Raw genomic sequence first — 25417 nt, forward strand, 5'->3', positions numbered from 1 at the left:
CTTGCGGGTGGTGGGAGAGTGACACAACTCTGTGAATAACAAAGGCTTGCTGTGTCCATGACAAACGTAATTCAGTACCAAGGTCGAAAAGCCCGTCGCGCGGGCAGTGAACAGCGCCGCCAGGCCATCCTGGAGGCCGCGCTGGCGATTATCATCAAGGATGGTATCCGCTCCGTTCGCCACCGGGCCGTCGCCCGGGAGGCGGATGTTCCGCTGTCTGCCACCACCTATTACTTCAAGGATATCTCCGATCTTATCGCCGATACCTTCACCCTCTTCGCGGAGCGGGCGCTGACGGAAGTGATCGAACCGTTCAAGCAGAAAGCCTTTGCGCTGCTGTCTGAATTTTCCCGTGAAAGCCTGGCCGATCCGGAACAGCGCAAGCAGATGGTGATGCTGATCGGACAGATGCTCTCCAGTTTCATCATCGATGAATTCGAGCAGCGCCGTGAGCATGTGGTGGCCGAACATGCCTTCCTGCAGGAAGCCGTCCGCGACGACCGTCTGCGCGATCTGGCGGACCTGTACCTGCGCCAGCAGCTGGAAAGCCTGCACATTGCCACCGAGCTGCTGGGCAGCAGTAACCCGCGGCTGGATGCGGAACTGATCCTGTCTTCCATGATGACGCTGGAGCAGCGCTTGCTGGTGCATCCGGAAAATGCTCACGCCGAGTATGTGGAAGCCCGCCTGTGCAACCTGGTCGACAAGTTGCTTCCCCATGGCTGAGACGCAACCGCTGGAATCTGGCTGGCAACAGCATCTGGGCCGTGAGTTCGACAAGGACTATATGGTTCGCCTGCGTGCCTTTCTGGGCGAGCAGAAGCAGGCGGGCAAGACGGTTTATCCAGCGGGCCCGGATATTTTCAATGCGTTCAACCTGACGCCTTTCGAGCGGGTGAAGGTGGTGATCCTGGGCCAGGACCCTTACCACGGGCCGGATCAGGCGCACGGGCTGTGCTTTTCGGTACAGCGCGGCGTCAAAACCCCGCCGTCACTGGTGAATATCTACAAGGAGATTCACCGGGATCTGGGCCTGCCGATTCCCGGCCACGGCAATCTGACTCACTGGGCGGAGCAGGGGGTGCTGTTGCTCAATGCGGTACTCACCGTGGAAGCGGGCCAAGCTGCCTCGCACCAGAAGCAGGGCTGGGAGACTTTCACCGACGAAGCCATCGAGCAGCTGAACCGGGACCGGGACGGACTGGTGTTTCTACTGTGGGGCAGCCATGCCCAGAAGAAAGGCCGTCTGATTGACCGGGAGCGCCATTGCGTACTGACGGCGCCGCACCCTTCACCGTTGTCCGCCCATCGGGGCTTTCTCGGCTGCGGCCACTTCTCCCGGGCCAACCAGTACTTGCTGCAGCAGGGGCAGGAGCCCATCGATTGGTCGGTGCCGGAGTGAGCTGGTAGCTACAAGCTACAAGCTACGCTGATTGGGTTAAGAAAGGCCCCAAAGTTCCCGGCATTCCTGGATTTCTACGAAGCCGCTGTAGGAGCGGTCGTTCGACCGCGATCCGAGCCCAAGCGAGGTAAGGATTCCAGAAACGCCTTTGGTACCAACTGTAGGAGCACCTCTTGAGGTGCGAACCAGCGGTGATTGGTCCCGACCTGCGTGACGTGGCATCTGCTGATACGTCATCACACTATGAGACGTGCGTGTCCTCGCCGGACGGGCCCAAAGGGGGAACTGGCTCCCCCTCTGGACTCCCGGCCACCCCGACTCCGTTCGGCCTGCTCCGCAGGCACACTCCGGTACTCGCCCTGTGACGGACGCAAAAAAGACTCGCTCCGCTCAGACAGGTTTTTTGCTCTACGCCGTCACAGGGCTGCGTTCCTCGACTCACTCTAACGGGGCAAGGTGGAAGCTGCCGTGCTGATGGCATTGGCGTTCTTTCTCGCGCAAACGCTCAAGCTTGCTGTAGGAGCCTGCCTGCAGGCGATCCGAGCCCAAGCGAGGTAAGGGCTCCAGAACTGCTGATGGAGATGGCGGGCTTTCCGCTTGCTGGGCGGTCCGGGATTGGCAACCTTGATGGGCAGAATAAGAAACTCTCCCTTAGGTCGCCTCGCTGCGTTCGGTTCGTCCCCTGGAAGGGAACTCCTACAGGGTTTGCAGGCGAATCGAGCGGCGGCAAGGGTAGCGGGACCGTTATCCGCCCTGAAACCTCGCCGATTTGGTGGCCATTTACCCGGAAATCACGAATCCCTCCCATATTCCTTTGATGCATAAAACTATCACTATATATTCCTTTATATTCTTCCCACAGTCCCTATCATGACCTTTCGCCAATCCTGATAGCGAGGCTCGAACATGGGTAGTGCTCAACTGATTACACGTTTCGGAGACAACACGGCAGGCCTGTCCAAAGAGGCCCTGGCTGAGCTGAACCGTGTCTATCGTCCGCTGAGCTTTGAAGAGCGTATTCGTCGTGTATACCAGGATTTCCCGGCAGACAAGATTATGGTGACGTCCTCTTTTGCGGCCACCTCTGCCTATTTCCTGCACATTATCTCCACCATCCGTCCCGAGCAGCCGGTGCACTTTATTGATACCGGTTATCACTTCGAGAAGACACTGGAGTACAAGGATTACCTGATCAACCGCTTCGGTCTTAACGTGGTGGATGTGACCCCGGACCCGGATCACCACCAGGTGTCCCTGGACAACCAGATGTGGGAAACCGATCCGGATCTGTGCTGCCAGGTGAACAAGGTGAACCCGCTGGAAGAGGCCAAGGAAAACTACGATCTGTGGATTTCCAGCCTGATGGGGTGGCAAACCGAACATCGCGCGGGCCTGGAAGTGTTCGAGGAGCGTCGGGGCATGATCAAGTTCAATCCGATGATCGACGTGACCAAGGAACAGCGTGACGCCTACATTGCCGAGCATGACCTGCCGTTCCACCCGTTGGTGGCGGAAGGTTATGATTCCATCGGTTGCAGCCATTGTACCTTCAAGGGTGAAGGTCGTGATGGCCGCTGGAAGGGCAAGAACAAGACCGAGTGTGGCATTCATTTGTAAGAGCCGCATTCCGCAGCACGCTTCATGCAGCACGCGAAAGGCCGCTCCCGAGAGGGGGCGGCCTTTTTTTAGGTTCATTGCGGATTTCCGGCAAACACCCCCTTTCTGTAGGAGCCTGCCTGCAGGCGATTGGAGCGACAGCGAGGGCAAGAAGCGAGTTTCGTAATGCGAGAATCGGGGTGTAGCAGGTATTGGTTTTATTGGGTCTGGGTTTTATTGGGTCTGGGTTTTTGTGTCTCTGATGGGGTTTATTCGCCCAGGCAAGCTGGGCTCCTACAGAGTGGGCGTTGGAGCCGGCTACGGATTGCGTGATGCGTGTTGCGTCAGTGCAATCCGGGCTGTACGCAGATCAGCAGTTGGCCGGCCTGGTCGTCTTGCAGTTGAACCCGCACAGCGCCCTGGGCCGCTTCGGGCACTGTTTCCAGTGTCATGGGCAGAGAGAGCTGGCTGGGGCCAGGCAGAATCGCCTTGATATTACCGGCGATGATATTGGTCAGTTCGGAGAGGGCATCCGCGATGTCCCGGGCTTCCACGCTGTTATCATCCTTGCGGAACATGGCGGCGGCAATCCGACGGCTGAGTTCATCACTGCTGCTGATGGTGATGCTGCCTTTCCAGCTACCGGAAATGGTGATCGCCGCTCCCCGAGGCAGGGCGGTTGCTGATGTTTCCTCCGTTCGCACCGGGATTTTCAGGAAATCATTCATCACTGTGCTGCCGATACGGGCGATTTTGATTGGCAGTTGCGCAGATTGAGAGTCCATGGGAGCACCTTTGATTGTATGAGTCGGGCGAGTCAGGTGGGCTGAAAGAATGAACCGTACTGGCAGGCCTTGACCGGTTTGAAACCGCTGCATCTTTCAAGTGTTTCCGCTGCGCCGAGTAGCAGATAACCATCTTTGCGTGCATGCTGCCGCATCTTGCTGAGCACCAGGTTTCGATCAGCGAGAGAAAAGTACAGCAGCACGTTTCGCAGCAAGATGATGTCGAACTCGGGGAGTGCTTCCGGCCATTGCTGAATCAGATTGATAGCGCGAAAGTCCACTTTGTCTCGGATCGGTTTCTTTACCTGCCACTCCAGCCCATCCTGCTCGAAATAGCTCGCCATCATTCGAGCGGGCAACCCACGGTTCATTTCTGTCAGTGTGTAGCGACCGCTGCGGGCTTTGGCCAGGGATGAATGGGAAAAGTCGCTGGCCAGAATCTCCACATCCCACCCCCGCAACTCGGGAAACTGTTCATCCAGTAACATGGCAATGCTGTAGGCTTCCTGCCCGGTGCTACAGGCGGCGCTCCAGATTCTGAGGGTGCGCTCCCGACGCCGCCGTTTCATCAGGCTCGGCAACATGTAACTGGCAAAACTTTCCCTGAAAACCGGATCACGGAAAAAATACGTTTCGTTGATAGCCATGGCTTCGATCAACTGACAACGCAGCGTATCTTCAGGATCGTTGCAGGCCTTTTCGATCAGGGCATTGATATCACCGTGGGTGTATTCGCTGGCCAATCCGTGCAGCCGTGCCTCGGCCAGGTAAGCCTTGTCTTCGGGCAGCTCCACAGCGATGTGTTCGAACAACAGACTACGCAGATGACAGTAGTTGTTCGGGTGGATCTCGCTCATCCAGGAACCTCATGTTTGTTATCGCTGTTCAGGCGGTCCAGTCGGGAGCGGAAGGTAGGGCGGCCCCGGTTCACCCGGCGGGTGATCTCGTCGGCCATCCTCATCAGTGGGTATTCGGCGGTGGCGAGCCCGGCACGGGAAACTGCGCCGGGCATGCCCCAGATCGTGCTGGATGCGCGGTCCTGAACTAGTATTTGCGCGCCGACGTCTGCCAGCTTGCGGCAGCCTTCCAGGCCATCCTGGCCCATGCCGGTGAGTATCACCGCAAGGGTATTGGCGCCAAAGTGCAGTGCCGCGGCATCGAACAGCACATCTACCGCAGGGCGGCAGAAGTTGACCGGCTCGCTTCGCAGGGGGGTCGCTATGATCTTTCCGTCTTCTCGTGCCACTGACATGTGGTAGTCGCCGGCGGCCAGCAATACCTGGCCGGCTTCAATGACCGTGGGTTGATGGCATTCTCTGATCGATAGCGCGCTGTTCTGGTTGAGCCGTTCAGCAAGTGCCTTGGTGAACACGGCGGGCATGTGCTGAACCATCAGCACCGGCACAGGAAAGTCATCAGGCAGGGCCGCCATGATCTCACCAAGGGCTTTGGGGCCGCCCATGGAGGACCCGATCACTACCAGATCTACCCGGGATGGGATGCGCCGGTAGCTGCTGGCACTGGGGGTGAGGGTAATGTTGGCCGGCTTCTCTGTGACCATGGGTTCCCGCTTGAACAGCGACTTGATTTTGCCAAGCAAGCTGTTGCGGATGTAGTCGCGGGCTTCAGCGGCAGTGCCCACCATGGCGGGCTTGGGCACATAATCGTTGGCCCCCAGGGATAATGCCTCAATGGTCACCATGGCACCGCGTTCGGTGATGGAGCTGAATACCAGTACCGGCAGGGTGGACTGCTGGGCCTTTAATGCCTTGAGCATGTCCAGTCCGCCCATCCCCGGCATTTCTACATCGAGAATGAGCAGGTCGGCTTCCACTCGTTGTAGTCGTTCAAGGCCTTGCTGGCCATCTGAGGCGGTACCGACCACCACAATGTCCGGATCTTCTTCCAGGATCTGGGTGAGGATATGCCGCACTGCGGCGGTATCATCCACCAGAAAGACACGGATTCGGTTCATGCGTGCTGTAGTCCAAGCATTTCCAGTTTGCTGGCCAGGGCTTCGGATGAGAATGGCTTCATCAGGTACTCATCCGCGCCGGCGGTGAGTGCTTCCACCATATGACCCACCTCGGCCTCACTGGTGACCACCAGTAGTTTCATGTCCGTGTAGCAGTTCTGTCCGCGAACAGCCTTGATGAAATCCAGCCCGTTCATCACCGGCATATTCCAGTCCACCAGCGCCAGCGACGGGATGTCGGCGTCTCCTTCCAGCAGCGAGATGGCCTGTTGGCCATCGCCTGCCTCATGGGTTTCATAGCCAAGCTGGTTGAGCAAATCACCGAGGATCAGGCGCATGGCCCGGGAGTCATCAATGACCAGTGCTTGTCGGTTTGCCATGACACTGGCTCCTCATTTCACTTGCTCTGGTTGTCGGCGCGGGAGTTACGTTCTGCATCCACCACCAGGGTCTGCAGATCGGCAGACAATTTGGCCAGCTCAGCCGCTGCCTGGCGCATGCTTTCCACGCCGGCATTGGTGCTCTTGGCGGCTTCCGCCACGCCGCTGATATTGGAGGCCACTTCGTTGGTGCCCTTGGCGGCATCCCCTACACGGCGTCCCATCTCATTGGTGGTGATGGTCTGCTCTTCCACCGCAGAGGCGATGGAGCCCTGGACCTGGCTGATGTGGTGAATCACTTCGCTGATACGTGCGATGCCTTCGATGGCGCCTTTCACATCCACCTGGATGGCTTCGATCTTCTGGCCGATGTCCTCGGTGGCCCGGCCCGTTTCCTTGGCCAGTTCTTTCACTTCGTTGGCCACGACCGCGAAGCCTCGGCCAGCATCCCCGGCGCGCGCGGCCTCAATGGTGGCGTTCAGTGCCAGCAGGTTGGTTTGCTGGGCGATGCCGGTGATCACCTTGATCACCTTGCCAATCTCGGCACTGCTGGTGCCCAGGCTGCTGATGGTGGTGTTGGTGCCTTCGGCAATGCTTACCGCTTCGTCGGCAACGCGGGCCGCGTCGGTGGCGTTTTTGGCGATTTCCTTGATGCTGGCGCCCATCTCTTCGATGCTGGTGGAGACCGCCTGCACGTTCTCGTTGATGTCATCTGCGGTGTTCACCGCCGAGTTCGCCTCGCGGCTGGTGATGGCCGCGTTGGATCCCATCTGGTCGCTGGTGGCAATCATTTCCTCCGAGGAGGTGGCCAGCACTTCCACGGTGCCGCGGATACGCTCTTCCAGCAGTACTTTCTCGGTGACAATTTCCCAGGTCAGCATGGGACCCACATAGCTGCCTTCGGCATCATAGATAGCGTTCACCAGCAGGTCGGCCTTCTCGTCGCCGATGTTGATGCGTGCACGGTAGGGCAGGTTGCTGGGATCTGACAGGATGCGACGTTGATGCTCCGGGCGTTTGTGGAAAATATCGATATTGGCTCCCAGCAGCTCATGGGCCTTGATGGGCAGATGCTCCTCGAGCTTTTTCATGGTCTCGGTGGCCGCCGGATTCAGATAGATGATCTTCAGGTCACGATCACACAGGAACACGTTGGTGGGCATCTGGTCCACCATGTTCATGACGCGACGGAATTCGTTCTCCTGGCGCAGTTCGGTGGTCACGTCTTCCCAGCACACGGTATAGCCGGCAATCTTGTTTTCGCCGGTCATTACGGCGTTGATCCGGGTGCGCAAAGTGACGCCGCCGAAGTTGAAATCTGCCGAGTGGGGCATGGCGTTGGGGTTGCGCAGGATGGTTTCCACCCGTTTCGGATCGCGGTGGAAACGGTGAATATGGCCGTTGAGAATTTCTTCGATGCGCACCCCAAAGGTGTTGTAGATCGGCTGCGAAATGGTCGCCAGGGTTTCGTTGGCGCGTGGGTTGATATAGACAATGTTGAGACTGGTGTCGGCTACGAACACATTGGCCTGCAGACTCTCCAACGTGGCCTTGACCCCTTCCAGGCTGTCGGTGACAGAGGTTTCCACATCCACATCACGCAGGGCGGTTTCGGCGGCGCCATACTGGCCGTTGGATTGGTGGGTTGTCGGTTCGTTCACGATCTGCTCCTTCAATGGGGCTACTGCCTGCATGATCTGTTCGGCAAGCTCTTCGTCTACGCCAACCGCCAACAGGGTTTCACTGAGATGTGAGGCTACCTTGTCGAAGGATTTGGCAGTGATATTCAGGGATTTGTGGGCTTCATCCATGGCGCGGCCGTTATAGTTCTGTGGCCCCCCCAGTGCCTGGCTGAAGAACTTCACCTGTAATTCTTCCAGCCCCTGTCGTTGCTTGTGGCGGAAGTAGGGCGCCAGGGCGGGATCGGCCAGCACGCGGTCATAGAATTCCGAGACGACGGCAGTGATGGCGGGTTCGCCGCCTACCTTGCTGTAGAGGGAATCGTCGTTGATGTTGTTCTGTTCATTATTCATCAGTCACTGTCCTTGTAGCTGGCTATTGCAATACGCTGCGTGTGCTTTCGCTCAGTGAGCGGGTACACATCTCGTCGTCAAGCAGAGTGTCAAGATCAAGCAGAAGGTGCAGGTTGCCCTGTACCGAGAAAACGCCATACATGAAGCGCCGTGCCGCCCCCTTGAGTGTTTCCGGGGGTGACTCGATGTCGTCCGGGTTGATGGTGATGATGTCGCCGATCTGGTCCACCATCAGGCCTACCTGTTCGCCATCATGGTTGATGATGATGTTGAAGATAGTGTCTTCGTCATCGTCATCGCGGGGCGGCTGTTCAAGGCGCAGCACCTTGCGCAGGGCAATGGCCGGCACGATACGGCCGCGAATATTCATCAGCCCCATGACACCGGGAGGCGCCAGTGGGATGTCGGTGATCTGGTGGTTGGCCAGTACTTCCTGCACGTTGTCCACGATCACGCCATAGCTTTTGTCGGCCACGGTAAAGGTGCACAGCAACTGATCAGTGTTCATCGTGGCCTCCGTTGTTCAGATCGCGGTAATGGTCGAAGAGGGCGTCGCTGTCGATGAAGTCAGTAACATGGCCCTGCAGGATGCCGGCACCGAGAATGCCATCGGACTTGGCCACCTTTTCAATGTCGGCCTTGTCGTCGGACACGATGTCGATGATGTCGCTGACCACCAGCCCCACTTCGCCATAGTCGGTGGGTTGCACCACGATGCGGATCATGTCGTTGTCTTCGCTGTCACTTCGGGTGTCATCACCCAGGCGGATCAGTGGCAGGATTTTGCCGCGGTACTGAATGACTTCACGGCCGGCGGAGTACTCGATGCGATCGCGGCTGATTTCTTCCAACCGTGAAACCCGGGAAAGGGCAATGGCAGAACGCCCGGTTTGGGCACTGGGGCGGACCAGCAGGTAGTTCTCGGCCACGTTGATGGGCTGGTGACTCTGGTCTTCCTGCGGCAGTTGCTGGTTAAGCTTGCGATCCTGGCGGGTTACACCGGCAAAATCGGCAGTGGATTTCACATCCAGAATCAGCGCCACACGCCCATCGCCCATGATGGTGGCGCCGGCAAAGCAGGGATTGTCCTTGAGCAACCTGCCCAGTGGCTTGACCACAATTTCTTCCGTGTCACGCACATCATCCACCAGCAGACCGAACTCCTGCTGGTCGGCGGTGAGCACCAGAATAAACTGATCGTGCTGTTTTTCCGGGCTGCCCATCTGCATTAACGAGCGCATGTCGACCAGGGGTAACAAGCGGCCCCGCAGACGATATACCAGGGCGTCATGCACGGTCTGGATATCCTCTTCCAGTTTGTCGGCTTCCACGTAGACCACTTCCAGCAGGTTGACCTGGGGAATAGCAAAACGCTGGTGCAGACAACGCACAATCAGTGCCGGGACAATGGCGAGCGTGAGCGGAATCTTGAGTTTGAAGGTGGTTCCTTTGCCCGGTGTGCTCTTGATCTCGATGGAGCCGCCGATGCGTTCCACATTGTTGCGAACCACATCCAGGCCGACACCGCGACCGGACAGATCGTTAATCGTTTCAGCGGTGGAAAAGCCGGGCTGAAAGATATAATTCATCTTTTCCCGTTCGTTCAACGTGTCCACCTGATCGGGATGGAGCAGGCCGGCTTCCAGCGCCCTTGCGACAATTTTCTTGCTGTCCAGACCCTTGCCGTCGTCACTGATTTCCACCGTCACATTGCCACTTTCATGGTAGGCGCTAAGGGTGAGGGTGCCTGTTTCCGGTTTGCCCGCCGCCAGCCGGTCTTGCGGTGTTTCGATGCCATGATCTACCGCGTTGCGAACCAGATGCACCAGTGGATCACGAATGGCTTCCAGCAAGCTGCGGTCCAGTTCGGTGTCGCCCCCCTTCAAAATGGGGGTGACTTGCTTGCCGGTCTTCTTTTCAAGATCACGAAGCAGGCGCGGGTAGGTGGCCCAGGCATTGCGGATGGGCTGCATGCGGGTCTGCATGAGGCCTTCCTGCAGTTCGCTGGTGACCAGATTGAGTCGTTGCGACAGGTTCTGCAGCTGGGAATCATTCTGGCTGCCCGCATGCTGCAGCAACTGGTTGCGGGTCAGAACCAGCTCGCCCACCACGTTCATCAGTTTGTCCAGCAAGACAACGTCAACACGCACCGTGCTTTCGGAAGGAGCAGGGTTGGCGGGTGTGTTGTCATCGCTACCGGAGGATGATTCGACGGTAGACGGTTCATGGCTGTGAGGCGCGTCGGAGGGAGATGCGTCTGCGGAACGACCGGCTTCATCGGCGCTGTCCACATCGTTGCTGATCGCGGCCGGATCCTGGAGGAAGGCGCCCGAATCGCTGGCGCTGTTTTCCGGTACCAACCCCTGTAGCCGTACCAGCAAGGCTTCGGGAGCGGCTTCGCCATCGTTGCCGTCAGTGTGGATTTTCTTCAGGAAAATACGGATTTCGTCCACACCATCAAGCAGCGCCGCAGCGATCTCCAGGCTCATGGTCAGATGCCCGTCGCGCATGGCGCCAAGGATGTCCTCCATTAAATGGGTGAGGGCTTCCAGGTGACTGAAACCAAAAAAACTGCAGGTTCCCTTGATGGTATGAATGGCCCGGAACGCGCTGGCGACAGACTCACTGTCATCCGGTGCGCGTTCCAGTGCGACGATATCCTGTTCCAGCTGGGCGAGATTCTCGTCGCTTTCGATCAGAAAACTTTGTAGCGCCTTGTCATTTTGTGGCATGACCAATCCCGGTTAGGTGTTTGTTCTTCTGTCCGGTCAGGCAGAGGTCTGTTTCATCAGGGACGTCAGTCGCATCACCGAGCGCAGATCACCATCGTGGGGCGGCTTGACCAGATAGTTGTTGCAGCCTGCCTTGTGGCCAGCCATATGGGATTCTGCAGAGGTGATACTGGACAGCATGGCAATGCGCGCAGTGACGCCCATCTCACGAAGCGCCTGGCATGCCTCCAGTCCTCCCATGCCTGGCATTTCCACATCCAGAAAGATCAGGTCGAGTTCGACTTTGTCGGCGCAGGAGAGGGCCTCATGACCGTCCGTCGCCTGAAACACTTCGATATCGAAAGAGTCTTCGGCCAGCTCATAGAGTTTGGCGATGATCAGGCTACGCACCGCGTTGCTGTCGTCGACGACCAGAATGGCGAGTCTGTCCCTGCTCTTTTCCGGTATGGCTGCTGCTTCCATTGTCTGCCTCGGTGTATCAGTGAGCGTGTAAAGCGGGTTACCACTTTTTCCATGGGCATACCCTCGGGTAGGCCAACGCGAATAGATGTAAAAGATGAGGCGGGGAGGGGAAACACTTTGTGGACCAATGGTCTACTTGTGCCGATATTTGCATATATGCCAATCAGGAATAATGGCGCGCAGATTGATCACAATGACCTTCCCTGTCTGATCTTTTGTCGTCATATTCCTTGACGACATCTTCACGTTAATACTCTCCCGTCCCAGTACGCTCCTTCCGGTGGACGAGTGCAACAGGGACTGGGATGAACGGAATTTTTTTAAACTTTGGTATTAGGGGGGAAAGGCAGCTTTGAGCTTGGAGCTTTCAACAGCACACCCCGAGAGTGAGAGGCAGGGAAGTACACAACTTGTGACAAACCCTTTCGCTTGCAAGCAAGCTCCCACAGAGCTAAGGAGCCTCTGAATAACTGAGGAAATGACGGTTTCTTTCTCCGTGTGATCTGTGAACTCTGTGGTAAATCCGCTTTTGATCTTTGCGTGTTGCGTGATGCATGAAGCGTGCTGCAGCCGCAGAGCGGCCACAAAAAAAGCCCGCCATGTGGCGGGCTGGGGAAGTGAATTGACCTTGTTAGGTGTCAGTCGCGCCGACCGTGGAGGGGCACCCCGGAAATCTTCCTGACCACCACATAGAACAGCGGGATAAAGAAGATTGCCAGTACGGTGGCGGTGAGCATGCCGCCGAATACCCCGGTACCAATAGCGTTGCGCGCGCCGGCGCCGGCACCGGTGCTGATCATCAGCGGGGTAACCCCGAGCATGAAGGCCAGTGAGGTCATCAGGATAGGTCGCAGTCGCATGCGTACCGCTTCCAGGGTGGCCTTGAGAAGGTGTTCCCCTTTCTGTTCCAGTTCGAGGGCAAATTCTGCAATCAGAATGGCATTCTTCGCTGACAGGCCAATGGTGGTCAGCAGGCCAACCTGGAAGAACACGTCATTGTTGAGGCCACGGAACGACGCTGCCAGCACCGCCCCGATGATGCCCAGCGGTACCACCAGCATCACCGCAAACGGGATGGACCAGCTTTCGTACAGCGCTGCCAGGCACAGGAATACAACCAGCAGTGAAATGATGTACAGGGCTGGAGCCTGATCACCGGACTGACGCTCCTGATAGGACATGCCGGTCCACTCGAAGCTGAAGCCCGGCGGCAGTTGGGTCGCCAGTTCTTCCATGGCGTCCATGGCGTCACCGGTACTGTAGCCGGGGGCGGCATCGCCCTGGATGTTTACCGAGGAGACACCGTTATAACGCTCCAGCTTGGGAGAGCCGTAGGTCCAGTGCCCGGTGGCAAAGGCTGAGAAGGGCACCATTTCGCCCTGGTTGTTGCGCACAAACCAGTCGTCGATGTTCTCCGGCAGCATGCGGTAGGGCGCATCGGCTTGCACATAGACCCGTTTCACCCGGCCACGATCCACGAAATTGTTCACGTAGCTGGAGCCCCAGGCAATCTGCAGGGTGCTGTTGATGTCACTGATGGATAGCCCAAGGGCCTGGGCTTTCTGCTGATCGATGTCGATCTGGTACTGGGGGCTGTCTTCCAGGCCATTGGGGCGCACAGCGGTGAGGCGCGGGTCCTGGCTGGCCATGCCCAGCAGCTGGTTACGGGCATTGATCAGGGCTTCGTGGCCCAGGCCGGCCTGGTCAAGCAGCTGGAAGTCGAAACCACTGGCATTGCCCAGGGCTGGGATGGAGGGCGGGCTGAGGGCAAACATCATGGCTTCCCGGATGGTGGAGAAGTAGCCCATGGCGCGTCCCACCACCTGATTGGCCCCATCTACGGACAGGTCCCGCTCTGACCAGTCTTTCAGGTTCACGAACGCCATGCCGGCATTCTGGCCACGGCCGGTGAAGCTGAAGCCAGCCACGGTGAACAGCCCGTCCACGGCACCGGATTCCTCGTTGAGGTAGTAATCCTCCATCTTCTCCAGCACGTTCACGGTCTGCTCCTGGGTGGAGCCTGCCGGGAGGGTCACCAGGGTGAACAGAATGCCCTGGTCCTCATCGGGCAGGAAGCTGGAAGGCAGGCGCAGGAAACTGAAACCGAGCACACCCACAATCACCACGTAGATGAACAGATAGCGGCCCCGCTTGCCGAGGATCTTCTCCACGCTGCCCTGGTACTTGCGGCTGCTGCGATCGAAGCTGCGATTGAACCAGCCGAAGAAGCCCTTGTTGGTCTGGTGCTCCCCGTCCTTGGCCTTGAGCATGGTGGCGCACAGAGCCGGGGTGAGGATCATGGCCACCAGCACCGACAGCACCATGGCGGACACAATGGTGATGGAGAACTGGCGATAGATGGCACCGGTGGAGCCGGGGAAGAAGGCCATGGGGACGAACACGGCGGACAGCACCAGGGCAATCCCCACCAGGGCACCGGTGATCTGGCCCATGGACTTGCGGGTGGCTTCCTTGGGCGGCAAGCCGTCCTCGTGCATCACCCGCTCCACGTTTTCCACCACCACGATGGCATCATCCACCAGCAAGCCAATGGCCAGCACCATGCCGAACATGGTCAGGGTATTGATGGAGAAACCGAATGCGGCGAGTACCGCGAAGGTACCCAGCAAGACCACTGGCACGGCCAGGGTGGGAATCAGGGTGGCGCGGAAGTTCTGCAGGAACAGGTACATCACCAGGAAGACCAGGATGATGGCCTCAAACAGGGTGTGTACCACTTCTTCAATGGAGATGCTGACAAAGGGCGTGGTGTCGTAGGGAAACACCATTTCCATCTTGTCCGGGAAGAAGGGTTCCAGCTCGGCCAGCCGTGCACGCAGCAGCTCGGCGGTTTCCAGGGCATTGGCGCCGGTGGCCAGGTTAATGGCGATCCCGGCAGCGGGCTTGCCGTTGTAACGGCCGGCAATGTCGTAACTCTGTGCGGCCAGTTCTACCCGTGCTACATCATCCAGAAACACCTGGGAGCCATCCGGGTTGACCTTGAGCAGGATGTTCTTGAACTCTTCGGTATTTTCCAGGCGGGTTTGGGCAATGATGGTGGCGTTGAGCTGCTGGCCTTCCACGGCGGGCGCACCGCCCAGCTGACCACCGGCCACCTGGTTGTTCTGCACCTGAATGGTCTGGACCACATCCTGCGGGGTCAGGTCGAACTTGTTGAGCTTGTTGGGATCCAGCCAGATACGCATGGCGTAGGGGGCGCCAAACAACTGGATCTGGCCAACACCGGCCACCCGGCTGACAGGATCCTGCACATTGGACGCCACATAGTCCGCCAGGTCGGCACGGGTAAGACTGCCATCCTCGGAGGTGAAGCCCACTACCATGAGGAAGGAGTCGGAGCTCTTGGTCACCTGCATGCCCTGCTGTTGCACTTCCTGGGGAAGCAGGGGGGTGGCCAGCTGCAGTTTATTCTGCACCTGTACCTGGGCAATGTCCGGATCGGTACCGGGCGCAAAGGTCAGGCTGATCTGCGCATTACCGAAGGAGTCACTGCTGGAGCTCATGTACATGAGGTTATCGATGCCGTTCATCTGCTGTTCGATAACCTGGGTGACCGAGTCTTCCACGGTCTGTGCAGAGGCGCCCGGGTAGTTACCGGCAATGGTCACGGCAGGTGGCGCCACAGTGGGGTATTGCTCAATGGGCAGGGTGTAAATTGCCAGGGCGCCGGCCATCATCATGATGATGGCGATCACCCAGGCAAAAATGGGGCGGTCAATAAAAAATCGTGCCATGGGAATCCCGCTTCTCTTAAAGCTGCAATGCTGCGTTTATTGGGCTGCGTTGGCGGTGTTGTTGCTGGCGGTGGCCGGTGCTGATTCCTGCGCTGTATTCACCGGGGTGACTGGCATGCCGGGCTGGATGCGCTGCAGGCCATCGACAATCAGGCGGTCGCCGCTGCTGAGGCCACTGCTGATCAGCCACTGGCTTTTTACCGCGCGCTCGGTTTCCACCGGGACTTTCTTCACCATGTTCTCGCTGTCGATCAGCATGGCAAACGCCTGGCCAGTAGGGTCACGGGTAATGCTTTTCTGGGGGACCAGTATGGTGTTGCTGCGCTGACCTTCCGGCAGGCGGCCACGTACGAACATGCCGGGCAACAGGTCGCCGTCCGGGTTCGGAAACAGGGCGCGCAAGGTGACCGAACCGGTGCTTTCATCCACGGCGTATTCGGAGAACTGCAGGGTGCCGGATTCTTCGTAGCGGCTACCATCTTCCAGCAGCAGAGTAATGCGGGCCTGATCTTCACTGACTTGCTCCAGCTCGCCGGCGGCCATGGCCTTGCGCAGCTGACGAAGGTCATTGCTGGACTGGGTCAGATCCACATAGATGGGGTCCAGCTGACGGATAGTGGCGAGTGTTTGTGCCTGATTGGCGGTTACCAGAGCACCGGCGGTGACACTGGAACGGCCGATGCGACCATCAATGGGGGCAGTGATGGTGGCGTAATCCAGGTTGATCTGGGCACTTTGCAGGCTGGCTCGGGCGGCTGCAACGGCGGCCTTGTTCTCATCCAGCTGGGCGAGGGCTTCATCGTATTCCTGCTGGCTCACTGACCGCTTTTCCAGCAGCTGGCGAAAACGTTTCTCACGCAATTCATTGGAATGCAGGGTTGCTTGCGCTCGGGCCAGTTCGGCACGGGCAGTGGCGACGGCAGCACGGTAGGTGCGGTCGTCAATCTGGTAAAGGGGCTGGCCAGCCTTAACTTCCTGACCTTCTTCGAACAGCCGCTCCTTGATGACACCGCTAACCTGGGGCCGGACCTCGGCAATGCGATGTGCAGTGGTACGGCCGGGCAGTTCCCGATCCAGGGTAACCGTTTCGGACTGAACGGTGAGGAAGCCCACTTCCGGGGCTTGCTGCTGCATCTGATCCTGTTGGCCACCACCCTCGCTGCAACCCGCAAGCTGCAAACCGAGGATCACCGCCATGGTGGTAAGAATAAAACCGCTGCGCATAGTTACCTCTATTCCCTGCAATCACGCTACAGCTCGCCACGTTGAGGGGGCGTTAAGGCGGGCCGGCTGGTGTTGTAATAAAAATGAATCGAGTTCATTATAGATACATACATCCCTGAATGTATACAGCTGGCAACGCTTTTAGAACGATTTTTCTGATTGATTCCCACAGGTTCCCCTATGGTTCGGCGTACAAAATCAGAAGCTCTGGAAACCCGGGCCCGGATACTGGATGCCGCCGAACAGGTGTTTCTGCGCAAGGGCGTGCTGTCGGCCTCTCTCAACGATATTGCCAGTGAGGCCGGGGTAACGCGAGGCGCGATCTACTGGCATTTCAAAAATAAGCATGACGTCTTTATGGCCATGGTGGAGCGGGGCAGGTTGCCGTTCGACATGGTGTCAGAGAAGGCGGAGGATCCCCGCGAGCCAGATCCGCTGGGCAAGTTGAGCGAATTCATGGTGTTTATCCTCAGACGGGTGGTCAGTGATCCTGCCCAGCAGCGTCTTGTGGAGATCATGTTCCACAAGTGCGAGTTCAGTGGTGACAATCACAAGCTGTTACTGCTGCAGCGTGACAAGACCCGGGAATCCTGTGCCCGCATCGGCCGGATGCTGGGTAATGCGGTGAAGCGCGGTCAGCTGCCATCCAGACTGGATGTGCATCGCTCTGCGATCTGGCTGCACAGCCAGTTGACCGGCATCATCATGCACTGGCTGCTTGAACGGGATAGCGTGGACCTGGATCGGGAAGCGCCCGGAATTGTTGCCACCTCTCTGTGTTGCCTGCAAACCTCGCCGTATTTGCTGCGCCCTGACACGGTCTGATGCTCCAGGGGCAATACCGTCGGCTCCTGGTTCCTGATACCTGCGCAATCGGTCAACACTCTCCTCCTCATCACGCCTCTACCGGTCTGAAACTGAAACAAAATACAGTCGTTCCAGATTGCGGGATCAACTCAACGGCCGCTTGAGCCGGTGGAATGGCTGCAAACGGGCTGTTGAACTTCCTTCAATACTCAATCGGCATGAAATAATTCGTCATGCGACGGTTTTTTTTGTCAGTCTTTCGTTAAGCAATAAATTGATAAACGTATAAAGGCGCAAAAAAAATGCGGTGCGTCAGGGCCCCCGAGATTACTGGGTTTGTGCCCTGAGATAGATATAAAATTGCGTCTCACGATCTATGGGTGGTAGATAAAACACTGATTTTTATGGATTTATGAATTACAAACGATAACGCGTGGATACCTGCGCACCATCGAACCTGTGCACCCCTGTCAACGAGTATGTACTCCGAAAACAAGAACAGGGTGAAATGATGCGCACAAGAAAACTCCTCACCGCTTCCTCCATGGTCATGCTGCTTCCGCTGCTTTCCGCCTGCGAAGAAGACGCTGATGTATTCAATCCCCCGGATCCGGGACAGGCATTGATTTATACCTACCCTGCCGATGGCATGGTGGATCTTCCCACGGGCAGCAAGATGGTGCTCACGTTCTCTTCGGCGGTGAATGCGTCTGCAATCACCGCGGGCTGTGAACAGGACGGGGATAATTTTTCCGGACCGATCTGTCTGGCAGACAGTGACGGTGAATTGGTAGACCTGTCCTCGGCGGAACTGACCAACCGCAACCGCACGCTGACCTTTTCCATGAAGAATCTTCGTGAAGGGGAAGAGTACCGCCTGTGGTTGTCCAATAGCATTGCCCGCAATGTGATTAACCTGGGCGCCGATGAGCCAGTGATCACGTTCCGTACCCGCCAGTATGCGCCGGTGCCGAATGTGGCGCCGGAAGTCATGGTCATCAACATGGAACAGCCCGAGGTATACCTGCCCGATTCCGGGGTGGAAGGGCGTTTTCCGTTCATGGACTTTGCGCCAGTGCGCCTGACCTTCTCCGAGCCGCTGGTTCAGAGTTCGGTGAAGTACGGCTCTACGGTCAGCCTGGTTCATCTGTTGCGTGATGATCAGGGCGCGCTCACCGGCGAAACCGAGCTGGTAGACGTGAACATGCTGTCCGAGCGTCAGTACATCACCCTGGATCCGAAGGTGGATCTGATCGGGGGCGAGACCTATCAGGTGACCCTGAGCGGCATTCAGGATTTCGATGAAGAGCCGGTGGCAGACGTGACCTATGAGTTTGTGCCGCTGCTCTCCAAGGCGTCCGTGGATGACGAGAACCCGGAAATTCGCCAGCTCATGAAAGCGGATCCTACCCTGGGAGATACCGGTTATCCCTCCATTTCCCGTCTCCATGGCGAGCCACTGAACCAGTTCAATCTGGAAACCGTGGCCCTGGGTACGACCCGTGTGGATACCAAACCGGTGACGCTGGAAGGCTGGCTGGGGCGCCCCTCGCAGTTCCCCGATGCCACGCCAGTGGTGGCCCGCGCCGGCCAGCAGTTGCGCATTACCGGTATCGATCCCATCAAGTTGGGTGGGGAAGTGGATACCAAGATCAGCAGTGGTGACATCATCGGTACCTTCGTAACCGATGTGACCGGCTTCCTCACCAAGAACCCCTATCGTCCCAGGGGGGTGAACCCGGATGACGAATTGGCGCCCTTGCATGTTTACATGGACTTTGATCTGGCCATGCACGCGGAAAATGCCAACGGTAACGGCTCCATCAACCAGAACCTGATGCACATCCGTGCTGTGGGTGTGGTGGATGTGAAAGATGGCGCGTTGACCTTCGAAGTGTTCCGTACCCTGGAGCTGGATCTGTTCAGTGGGGCTACCACGGTGAGTGCAGACTTTGCACTGGGTGTCCGTGCGGATGTGGACTTCCAGTTCGACGAATCCAATGCCGATCCGCTGATTGTGACCGGTGCCTTGCCGGTGGATGGTGAGCCGGCTGCAGACCCGGCGGACAATATCATCATTACCTTCAATGAACCGGTGGATGTGAGCACGCTTCCCGGTATCACCCTGACCAACCTGACTTCTGGCGCAGATGTGCCGATCCTGGTTCGCAGCACAGGTTCTGCCGTGGTCGTGACACCACTGAGTCCCATGGCGCGGGGTGCAGACTTCCAGTTGAATCTGGGCTCCAGCCTGGCCGATATGGGCTTGTACGAGCCGTCGCCACTCATCCTTTCCCCTGACGATGCCACCCTCGGTGATGGCATGCTCAACTTCACCACGGCGAGCTACGAAGCCACCGCCATGCCGGATGCCGCTCCCGTGCTGATTGGCATGTACCCGGGTATTGGTTGTTCCCTGGTTGATACCGAGCTGGAAGAAGGCAAGGCCGGGCGTTGTGACGGCGGCATCAGTGCCGATGAAGCGGCCGAGGATGACACCTACGAGCCGGACTACCTGTACAGCGACTTCCTGTATGACGTGAGTCGTCCCATTGAGATGACGTTCAATCAGCCCATGGATCTGGACTCTCTGGCGCCCGGCACCCTTTCTGCCGATGGCCTGCAGTGTGATACCGGTGCCATCTGCATGGGTGAAAGGGCAGGCGGTAACTGGGAAACCATTCCCCTGTCACTGCAGAAGAATCCCCTGCGTGCCCGTGCCTATCCGGAGCCCAACCGTATCACTGTCGGTGAGCAATACCGCATCGTGATCAACGGTGGCAACGATGCGCCCGGTGTATTCCGCAACGATCTGGGCTACGCCCTGAACACCGATCCGCTGAATGGTATTGGCAACCCGGGTGATGACAGTGACGGCGGTCCCAATGCGGGTGGGCCGAATATTGTTCTGGATGTCACTGCCCAACCGGACAATGGCGCCATCTTCGCTACCGTGCTTACTCGTGATTACACCGACGTGAACGGTAACGGTTACCAGGATGATTCCGAGCTGCCGGCTGAGAAGAACAATGCCACCGCCAACATCAAGGAGTTCGGTGGCCTGGTAACGGACGCGTCGTTGGCCAATGGCGGTACAGCCTATACCTCTGCGGGTCTGCCCATGGCGTTCCTGGAAAAGGAGCCCATCGACCTGAGTTACTTCGGCTTGACGCTGGAGTCCCAGAACGGCGATGAGCGCACCTGGTGTGCGGATGAACGCTTCCGTGATGAGAACGACGAGGTGTACTGCATCACCACTGAGGGCGGCTTCATGATCCCGGTGGAGATCAATCCCGAGATCGTGATGGGGACCAACCTGGTGCTCACCGCTACGGTGGCGGGTGTGGTGCCGCTGGAGCTGGATACCGGGCCTCTGGTGCTCCGCTTCAGCCCCTACTTTGATGAAGACCTGCGCGACAAACCCCTGCGTGGCTATGTGCTGAACGAGGCCGGTGCCGATGAAGTGCAGTTCATTGCCCGTCTGGATGCGCTGATGGATGCCCCGGATGTGGAAATCCTGGGTGGCCTGGGTACCGGCAATGTTCGCAGTGTTCGTCTGAGCTCCTACATTCAGGGCCCGGTGCAGTACCAGCCCAATGGCAAGATTGCGCTGGTGTCGGATAACCGTACTGCCATGTCGGCGGATCTGGTGCTGAACATCAATACCAATTTCCTGGTGGACCAGGGCGTTCTGCCCGGTGTCATTGGAGACCTGTTGGCGCCTGTTACGGATTTGATTACCGAGAACATTCCTGCGCCCGCCACTGCGACTCTGGCACTGGATCCGCGCCAGTTCCGCATCCGGGTGGTGAATTCCCATGCCAAGGCATTGGTGACCACCGCAGAACAATTGAAAGCGGGGGCTGAATAATGAAAACAATGATGCGTTCGCTGCTGATCCCCGGACTGCTTTGTCTGTCCGGCGGCGTGGCTGCAGAGCAGGATTATTACGGACCGGATTATCCGGGTGTCAGTTTCATCCAGAAAATCTTTGGGGAAGACCGTTTGTACTTCCGCGCCGGCGCCATGTACCAGGTGCCGGACGTGGTGACCAAATCCATTACCCTGAAGAATCTGTCCGAAATCGCCGAAGTGGCGGTTGAGCCTGGGCCCCAGGAAGGCGAGGCCTTCAGTGATCCGCTGTTACTGCCTGCCGTGCGGTTAGGCTACAAGCTGCGCTGGACCCTGTGGGGCGGCGGTTGGTCCATCGAAACCGTTGCCGGCCTGCCGCCGACACTGGAGCTCAAGGCCAAGGGGAAACTGGCGGACGTGCCGCTGGTGACCGAGGCCAATGGTATCCCCACCGAGGTGCCTGCGCTGGGTGAAAAAGTGGCAGAAACCAAGGTGGCTCCGCCGCTGTTTACCCTGGTGAAGCAGTTCAATCGTGACAGCCGTCTGCGCCCCTACGTGGGCCTGGGTTGGGTATACCTGTTCAGCTACGACAGCCACGTGACCAACCCGGTGTTGCTGGAGGTGGGTGAGCCGGAGCTGGATATCGAGGACAAGTTTGGCTGGGTGGGCCAGGTGGGTCTGGATTACCGGATCTCTGATTATTGGTGGATTTCCGCAGACTACAAATACATCAGTGTCACTGACGTGACCGCCACACTGGAAAAGGCCTACATCAAGCCGAAAGGCTTGCCGCAATACGACTATGCGGAAGTGGGGGATACCGAGTTTGTGGCGGACCTGAACACCCATGCCTTCCATCTGGGGATAGGTTTTACCTTCTGACCGAGTCCTGTCCGGGAGAACAACGGCGACCGGGAAGTGATTCCCGATCGCCGTTTTTTTATGGTTCATCGCGGCATTGAGGGCATGCTTTACACAAAGTCTGTCCCGCAGGAGCGTCGCTCGCGGCGCGATTCCAGCGCTTTACTGCGCCTTCGGAGAAATCGATCTCTGGTGGGAGATTCAGCTTGCTGAATGAAGAATTTGGTAGCATGCCTTTGTCAACAGCCGCATTCGTCCAGCAAGCTGAACTTCTCACACAAGCAGCAAAGCCTGTTTACCACGGAGGTCGCAGAGATCATTGCGTTAAAACAATGGGTTCCCTCCCAGACCTCTGTGATGAGATCTTTTTTATCCTGCTCTGGAATCGCTCCGCGGCCGAACGCAGCGAAGGAACGCCTGACAAAGCGGCCCCGCAGGGGGGAGCGGAGCGAATAACCGACGCTCCTACGGGAAGGTCCTGGTAGCAGCAACTTACCGTTAATCCGCGTTGAACCTTTTTGTTGGGGGGATGCTGACGAATTCCGCGTTAAAGGACTCAGCCGCACAGGGGCTGAACGATTGCGTCATTGAGTCGCCCGTCACCGGCATGAAATAGTTTCTCTTTGTCGCACCTGCGTTCTCGTTTGTCCGGGTGGCGTGTGCGGTGTTCCTGTTGTTGGTTCCGGAGAGATTCATGACTGCATCCCTGTCCTATCCCATTCCCGACGTTCCGCCTTCCGGCGAGCGTTGCCGGGTTGCTGACGGGGTCTACTGGTTGCGTTTTCCGCTTCCATTCGCGCTGGATCACATCAACCTGTGGTTACTTGAGGACAATGAAGGCTGGACGGTGGTGGACACCGGTCTGGGTGTGCGTCCCAGCCAGAAAATCTGGAAAGGGTTGCTGGCGGACCAACTGGACGGCAGACCGCTGAAGCGAGTGGTCGTGACGCACTATCATCCTGATCACCTGGGGTTGGCCGGTTGGCTGGAGCAGGAAACCGGTGCGCAGGTATGGATCAGCCGTGGCGAGTGGGCGCTGGCCAATACCATTTGCGATTCTCCAGAAGTGGATACCATTGAGCGGTTGCGCAATTTCCTTGGCGGGCATGGCCTCAGTGGCGATGATCTGGACAAGGTGGCCGGCAAGGGCAATGGTTTTCGGCGGGTAGTGCAGCCGTTGCCGTCGAGCCCGGGCTTCCTCTCGGCGGGCGATGCCGTCACGATCAATGGCGAGGGCTGGGACGTGCATGTGGGCTGTGGTCATTCTCCGGAACATATCTGCCTGTATCGCGAAAAGGATCATCTGCTGATCAGCGGCGACCAGGTACTGCCCACCATTTCCAGCAACCTCAATGTCCGTGCCGCAGAGCCGGATATGGATCCGGTCACGGACTTCGTGGACAGCCTCAAGGCACTCAGGGACAACCTGCCTGAGGATACCCTGGTGTTGCCTGCCCATGGCTTGCCATTCCGCGGTCTGCGAGCCCGGGTCGATGCACTGGCTGCGCATCATGAAGAGCAACTGGAGCGTGTGCAGGCCGCCTGCCGCGAGCGTCCGCAATCCGCCTTCGACATGCTTCCAGTACTGTTTGATCGCAAGCTGGATGTTCAGCAGCTGATGTTCGCCATGGGCGAAAGCATCGCCCACCTGAATTGTCTGATGCAGCAGGGCAGGGTACAGCGCGAGCAGGTCGACGGAATCTGGCGGTTCAGGGCATAAGCTACAAGCTACAAGCTACGCTTGGATTAGGAAAATCCAAAAAGTTCCCGGCTTCTGCATTGCTACGAAGCCGCTGTAGGAGCCCAGCTTGCCTGGGCGATCCGAGCTCAAGCGAGGTAAGAATTCCAGAGCCCCGGCTTGAGCTGTAGGAGTTCCCTTCCAGGGGACGAATCTCGCGTAGCGAGGCGACCGAAGGGAGGGATTTCTTTTGAGACCGGCCGAACCTGGAAATGCCTGTTCGAACAGCGTTTCTGGAATCCTTACCTCGCTTGGGCTCGGATCGCGAGCAGGCTCGCTCCCACAGGTTCTTGCAAGGACCTGAGCCAGCGGCATCTCAGTTCCTCGCTGTCGCTCGGTTCGTCCCCTGGAAGGGAACTCCTACAGCACCGATCCTCGCGACATCTGTCTATCAAGCAACACCGCAATAACACCAGTGCTCACAGGATCCGTTTTGGGTTCCTTGGTTGAGCCGCAGACCTAACCTTGCTCTGGCTCCATGCCCACCGTGCCTTTCAACTTTAAACTTTCAACTCCTTCCCCGCCGTGCGTGATTCCCTACGCTTTTTCTGGCATTTTGTTTACCTGATCTTTCCCCTTGCCGTCCGCGGCCTTTTGACCAGGAGACTCCCATGCAGCCTTTTGACTGGCGTGATCCCTTGTTGCTGGAAACCCAGCTCAACGACGATGAGCGCATGATTCGTGACTCGGCGCGGGAGTATTGTCAGAACCGCCTGATGCCACGGATTCTCGAGGCCAATCGCCATGAACGCTTTGATCGCGAGATCATGACGGAGATGGGCGCGCTGGGGTTTCTCGGCCCGACCATTCCTGAGCAGTATGGCGGCGCCGGGGTAAATCATGTGAGTTATGGTCTGGTGGCACGGGAAGTGGAACGGGTGGATTCCAGTTACCGTTCCGCCATGAGTGTGCAGTCTTCGCTGGTGATGCATCCGATCCATGCCTTTGGCAGTGAGTTGGTGCGGATGAAATATCTGCCAAAGCTGGCCAGTGGAGAGTGGGTGGGGTGTTTTGGGCTTACTGAACCTGACCACGGTTCAGACCCGGGGGGCATGACCACCCGGGCCAGCAAAGTGGAAGGCGGTTACCGGTTGAGTGGCACCAAGACCTGGATCACCAATGCCCCCATTGCAGATGTGGCGGTGGTGTGGGCCAAGCTGGAGGGCAAGATTCATGGCTTTGTGGTGGAGCGAGGGATTGAAGGATTCACCACGCCGAAAATTGAAGGCAAGTTTTCCCTGCGCGCTTCCGTCACTGGCCAGATTGTTCTCGACGACTGTTTCGTACCGGAAGAAAACCATCTGGATGTGGAAGGTCTGAAAGGACCCTTCAGTTGTCTGAACAAGGCGCGCTACGGCATCTGCTGGGGCAGCATGGGCGCCGCAGAGTTCTGTTGGCACGCTGCGCGCCAGTACACGCTGGACCGGCATCAGTTTGGTCGTCCTCTGGCTCAGACCCAGCTGATCCAGAAAAAGCTGGCGGACATGCAGACGGAAATCACCCTGGGGTTGCAGGGGGCACTGCAGTTGGGACGGTTGATGGACACTGGCAGCTGGGCGCCGGAAATGGTGTCTCTGATGAAGCGTAACAATTGTGGCAAGGCACTTGATATTGCCCGGCAATCGCGGGACATGCACGGCGGCAATGGCGTCAGCGACGAGTATCATGTGATTCGCCATGTGATGAACCTGGAAGCCGTCAACACGTACGAGGGCGCCCATGATGTGCATGCCCTGATTCTCGGGCGGGCGCAGACGGGATTACAGGCTTTTAGTTAACAGGCCATCATCGATTCACTGGATAAAGGATATTGCA

Annotated in this window: 18 protein-coding genes; 8 read left to right on the forward strand and 10 right to left on the reverse strand. The window is 57.9% G+C overall.

Features of this window, described 5'->3' with window-relative positions; all coding sequences use genetic code 11:
* Window positions 1-57 precede the first annotated feature (57 nt).
* The 3 genes from HF945_RS05805 to HF945_RS05815 all read left to right on the forward strand — a co-directional run bounded on the left by HF945_RS05805 (window position 58) and on the right by HF945_RS05815 (window position 3019).
* Window positions 58-726, forward strand: a complete 669-nt coding sequence (locus tag HF945_RS05805) for a TetR family transcriptional regulator (protein ID WP_290524800.1) — start codon at window positions 58-60, stop codon at window positions 724-726.
* Window positions 719-1402 (forward strand): uracil-DNA glycosylase, encoded by a 684-nt coding sequence (gene ung, locus HF945_RS05810; protein ID WP_290524801.1) that lies wholly within the window; start codon window positions 719-721, stop codon window positions 1400-1402. The genes HF945_RS05805 and ung overlap by 8 nt, the downstream gene beginning before the upstream one ends.
* Window positions 1403-2308: 906 nt before the next feature.
* A complete protein-coding gene (locus tag HF945_RS05815; RefSeq protein ID WP_290524802.1) occupies window positions 2309-3019 on the forward strand; it encodes a phosphoadenylyl-sulfate reductase in 711 nt (236 codons plus the stop codon).
* Between the two features lie 323 nt (window positions 3020-3342).
* Here HF945_RS05815 and HF945_RS05820 read toward each other — a convergent pair whose 3' ends face one another.
* The 10 genes from HF945_RS05820 to HF945_RS05865 all read right to left on the reverse strand — a co-directional run bounded on the left by HF945_RS05820 (window position 3343) and on the right by HF945_RS05865 (window position 16344).
* Window positions 3343-3783: a chemotaxis protein CheX gene (locus HF945_RS05820; protein ID WP_290524803.1), complete on the reverse strand. Its 441-nt coding sequence runs from the start codon at window positions 3781-3783 to the stop codon at window positions 3343-3345.
* A 32-nt stretch (window positions 3784-3815) separates the two neighbouring features.
* Window positions 3816-4640, reverse strand: coding sequence for a protein-glutamate O-methyltransferase CheR (locus HF945_RS05825; RefSeq protein WP_290524804.1), 825 nt, complete (start codon window positions 4638-4640; stop codon window positions 3816-3818).
* Window positions 4637-5758 carry a chemotaxis-specific protein-glutamate methyltransferase CheB gene (gene cheB, locus HF945_RS05830; RefSeq protein ID WP_290524805.1) on the reverse strand — a complete coding sequence of 374 codons (1122 nt, stop codon included), beginning with the start codon at window positions 5756-5758 and terminating at the stop codon, window positions 4637-4639. The genes HF945_RS05825 and cheB overlap by 4 nt, the downstream gene beginning before the upstream one ends.
* The gene (locus HF945_RS05835) at window positions 5755-6138 is read right to left on the reverse strand and encodes a response regulator (RefSeq protein WP_290524806.1); all 384 of its coding nucleotides are present in this window, start codon (window positions 6136-6138) and stop codon (window positions 5755-5757) included. Before HF945_RS05835 ends, cheB begins: the two co-directional genes overlap by 4 nt.
* Window positions 6139-6155: 17 nt before the next feature.
* Window positions 6156-8171, reverse strand: coding sequence for a methyl-accepting chemotaxis protein (locus HF945_RS05840; protein WP_290524807.1), 2016 nt, complete (start codon window positions 8169-8171; stop codon window positions 6156-6158).
* Window positions 8172-8193: 22 nt separating this feature from the next.
* A complete protein-coding gene (locus HF945_RS05845; protein WP_290524808.1) occupies window positions 8194-8679 on the reverse strand; it encodes a chemotaxis protein CheW in 486 nt (161 codons plus the stop codon).
* Window positions 8669-10903 (reverse strand): chemotaxis protein CheA, encoded by a 2235-nt coding sequence (locus tag HF945_RS05850; RefSeq protein WP_290524809.1) that lies wholly within the window; start codon window positions 10901-10903, stop codon window positions 8669-8671. The genes HF945_RS05845 and HF945_RS05850 overlap by 11 nt, the downstream gene beginning before the upstream one ends.
* 36 nt (window positions 10904-10939) lie before the next feature.
* Window positions 10940-11365: a response regulator gene (locus HF945_RS05855; protein WP_290524810.1), complete on the reverse strand. Its 426-nt coding sequence runs from the start codon at window positions 11363-11365 to the stop codon at window positions 10940-10942.
* Window positions 11366-12003: 638 nt separating this feature from the next.
* Window positions 12004-15120 (reverse strand): efflux RND transporter permease subunit, encoded by a 3117-nt coding sequence (locus tag HF945_RS05860; RefSeq protein WP_290524811.1) that lies wholly within the window; start codon window positions 15118-15120, stop codon window positions 12004-12006.
* 36 nt (window positions 15121-15156) lie between these two features.
* Window positions 15157-16344 carry an efflux RND transporter periplasmic adaptor subunit gene (locus HF945_RS05865; protein ID WP_290524812.1) on the reverse strand — a complete coding sequence of 396 codons (1188 nt, stop codon included), beginning with the start codon at window positions 16342-16344 and terminating at the stop codon, window positions 15157-15159.
* 180 nt (window positions 16345-16524) lie between these two features.
* Between HF945_RS05865 and HF945_RS05870 the strand changes: the two genes are divergently transcribed.
* The 5 genes from HF945_RS05870 (at window position 16525) to HF945_RS05890 (ending at window position 25380) form a co-directional block, all read left to right on the forward strand.
* A complete protein-coding gene (locus HF945_RS05870; RefSeq protein WP_290524813.1) occupies window positions 16525-17169 on the forward strand; it encodes a TetR family transcriptional regulator in 645 nt (214 codons plus the stop codon).
* A gap of 490 nt (window positions 17170-17659) precedes the next feature.
* The gene (locus HF945_RS05875) at window positions 17660-21022 is read left to right on the forward strand and encodes an Ig-like domain-containing protein (RefSeq protein ID WP_290524814.1); all 3363 of its coding nucleotides are present in this window, start codon (window positions 17660-17662) and stop codon (window positions 21020-21022) included.
* Window positions 21022-21885 (forward strand): OmpW family outer membrane protein, encoded by an 864-nt coding sequence (locus HF945_RS05880; RefSeq protein ID WP_290524815.1) that lies wholly within the window; start codon window positions 21022-21024, stop codon window positions 21883-21885. Before HF945_RS05875 ends, HF945_RS05880 begins: the two co-directional genes overlap by 1 nt.
* A 673-nt stretch (window positions 21886-22558) precedes the next feature.
* Window positions 22559-23584 (forward strand): MBL fold metallo-hydrolase, encoded by a 1026-nt coding sequence (locus HF945_RS05885; RefSeq protein ID WP_290524816.1) that lies wholly within the window; start codon window positions 22559-22561, stop codon window positions 23582-23584.
* A gap of 629 nt (window positions 23585-24213) precedes the next feature.
* Window positions 24214-25380 (forward strand): acyl-CoA dehydrogenase, encoded by a 1167-nt coding sequence (locus HF945_RS05890; RefSeq protein ID WP_290524817.1) that lies wholly within the window; start codon window positions 24214-24216, stop codon window positions 25378-25380.
* Window positions 25381-25417: the final 37 nt, after the last annotated feature.

The sequence above is a fragment of the Alcanivorax sp. genome (assembly GCF_017794965.1).
Classification (GTDB): domain Bacteria; phylum Pseudomonadota; class Gammaproteobacteria; order Pseudomonadales; family Alcanivoracaceae; genus Alcanivorax.

Bases quoted from the DNA above. Each gene is read 5' to 3' on its own strand.
- HF945_RS05805 (WP_290524800.1), top strand. From the start codon at position 58: ATGACAAACGTAATTCAGTACCAAGGTCGAAAAGCCCGTCGCGCGGGC.
- ung (WP_290524801.1), top strand. From the start codon at position 719: ATGGCTGAGACGCAACCGCTGGAATCTGGCTGGCAACAGCATCTGGGC.
- HF945_RS05815 (WP_290524802.1), top strand. From the start codon at position 2,309: ATGGGTAGTGCTCAACTGATTACACGTTTCGGAGACAACACGGCAGGC.
- HF945_RS05820 (WP_290524803.1), bottom strand. From the start codon at position 3,783: ATGGACTCTCAATCTGCGCAACTGCCAATCAAAATCGCCCGTATCGGC.
- HF945_RS05825 (WP_290524804.1), bottom strand. From the start codon at position 4,640: ATGAGCGAGATCCACCCGAACAACTACTGTCATCTGCGTAGTCTGTTG.
- cheB (WP_290524805.1), bottom strand. From the start codon at position 5,758: ATGAACCGAATCCGTGTCTTTCTGGTGGATGATACCGCCGCAGTGCGG.
- HF945_RS05835 (WP_290524806.1), bottom strand. From the start codon at position 6,138: ATGGCAAACCGACAAGCACTGGTCATTGATGACTCCCGGGCCATGCGC.
- HF945_RS05840 (WP_290524807.1), bottom strand. From the start codon at position 8,171: ATGAATAATGAACAGAACAACATCAACGACGATTCCCTCTACAGCAAG.
- HF945_RS05845 (WP_290524808.1), bottom strand. From the start codon at position 8,679: ATGAACACTGATCAGTTGCTGTGCACCTTTACCGTGGCCGACAAAAGC.
- HF945_RS05850 (WP_290524809.1), bottom strand. From the start codon at position 10,903: ATGCCACAAAATGACAAGGCGCTACAAAGTTTTCTGATCGAAAGCGAC.
- HF945_RS05855 (WP_290524810.1), bottom strand. From the start codon at position 11,365: ATGGAAGCAGCAGCCATACCGGAAAAGAGCAGGGACAGACTCGCCATT.
- HF945_RS05860 (WP_290524811.1), bottom strand. From the start codon at position 15,120: ATGGCACGATTTTTTATTGACCGCCCCATTTTTGCCTGGGTGATCGCC.
- HF945_RS05865 (WP_290524812.1), bottom strand. From the start codon at position 16,344: ATGCGCAGCGGTTTTATTCTTACCACCATGGCGGTGATCCTCGGTTTG.
- HF945_RS05870 (WP_290524813.1), top strand. From the start codon at position 16,525: ATGGTTCGGCGTACAAAATCAGAAGCTCTGGAAACCCGGGCCCGGATA.
- HF945_RS05875 (WP_290524814.1), top strand. From the start codon at position 17,660: ATGATGCGCACAAGAAAACTCCTCACCGCTTCCTCCATGGTCATGCTG.
- HF945_RS05880 (WP_290524815.1), top strand. From the start codon at position 21,022: ATGAAAACAATGATGCGTTCGCTGCTGATCCCCGGACTGCTTTGTCTG.
- HF945_RS05885 (WP_290524816.1), top strand. From the start codon at position 22,559: ATGACTGCATCCCTGTCCTATCCCATTCCCGACGTTCCGCCTTCCGGC.
- HF945_RS05890 (WP_290524817.1), top strand. From the start codon at position 24,214: ATGCAGCCTTTTGACTGGCGTGATCCCTTGTTGCTGGAAACCCAGCTC.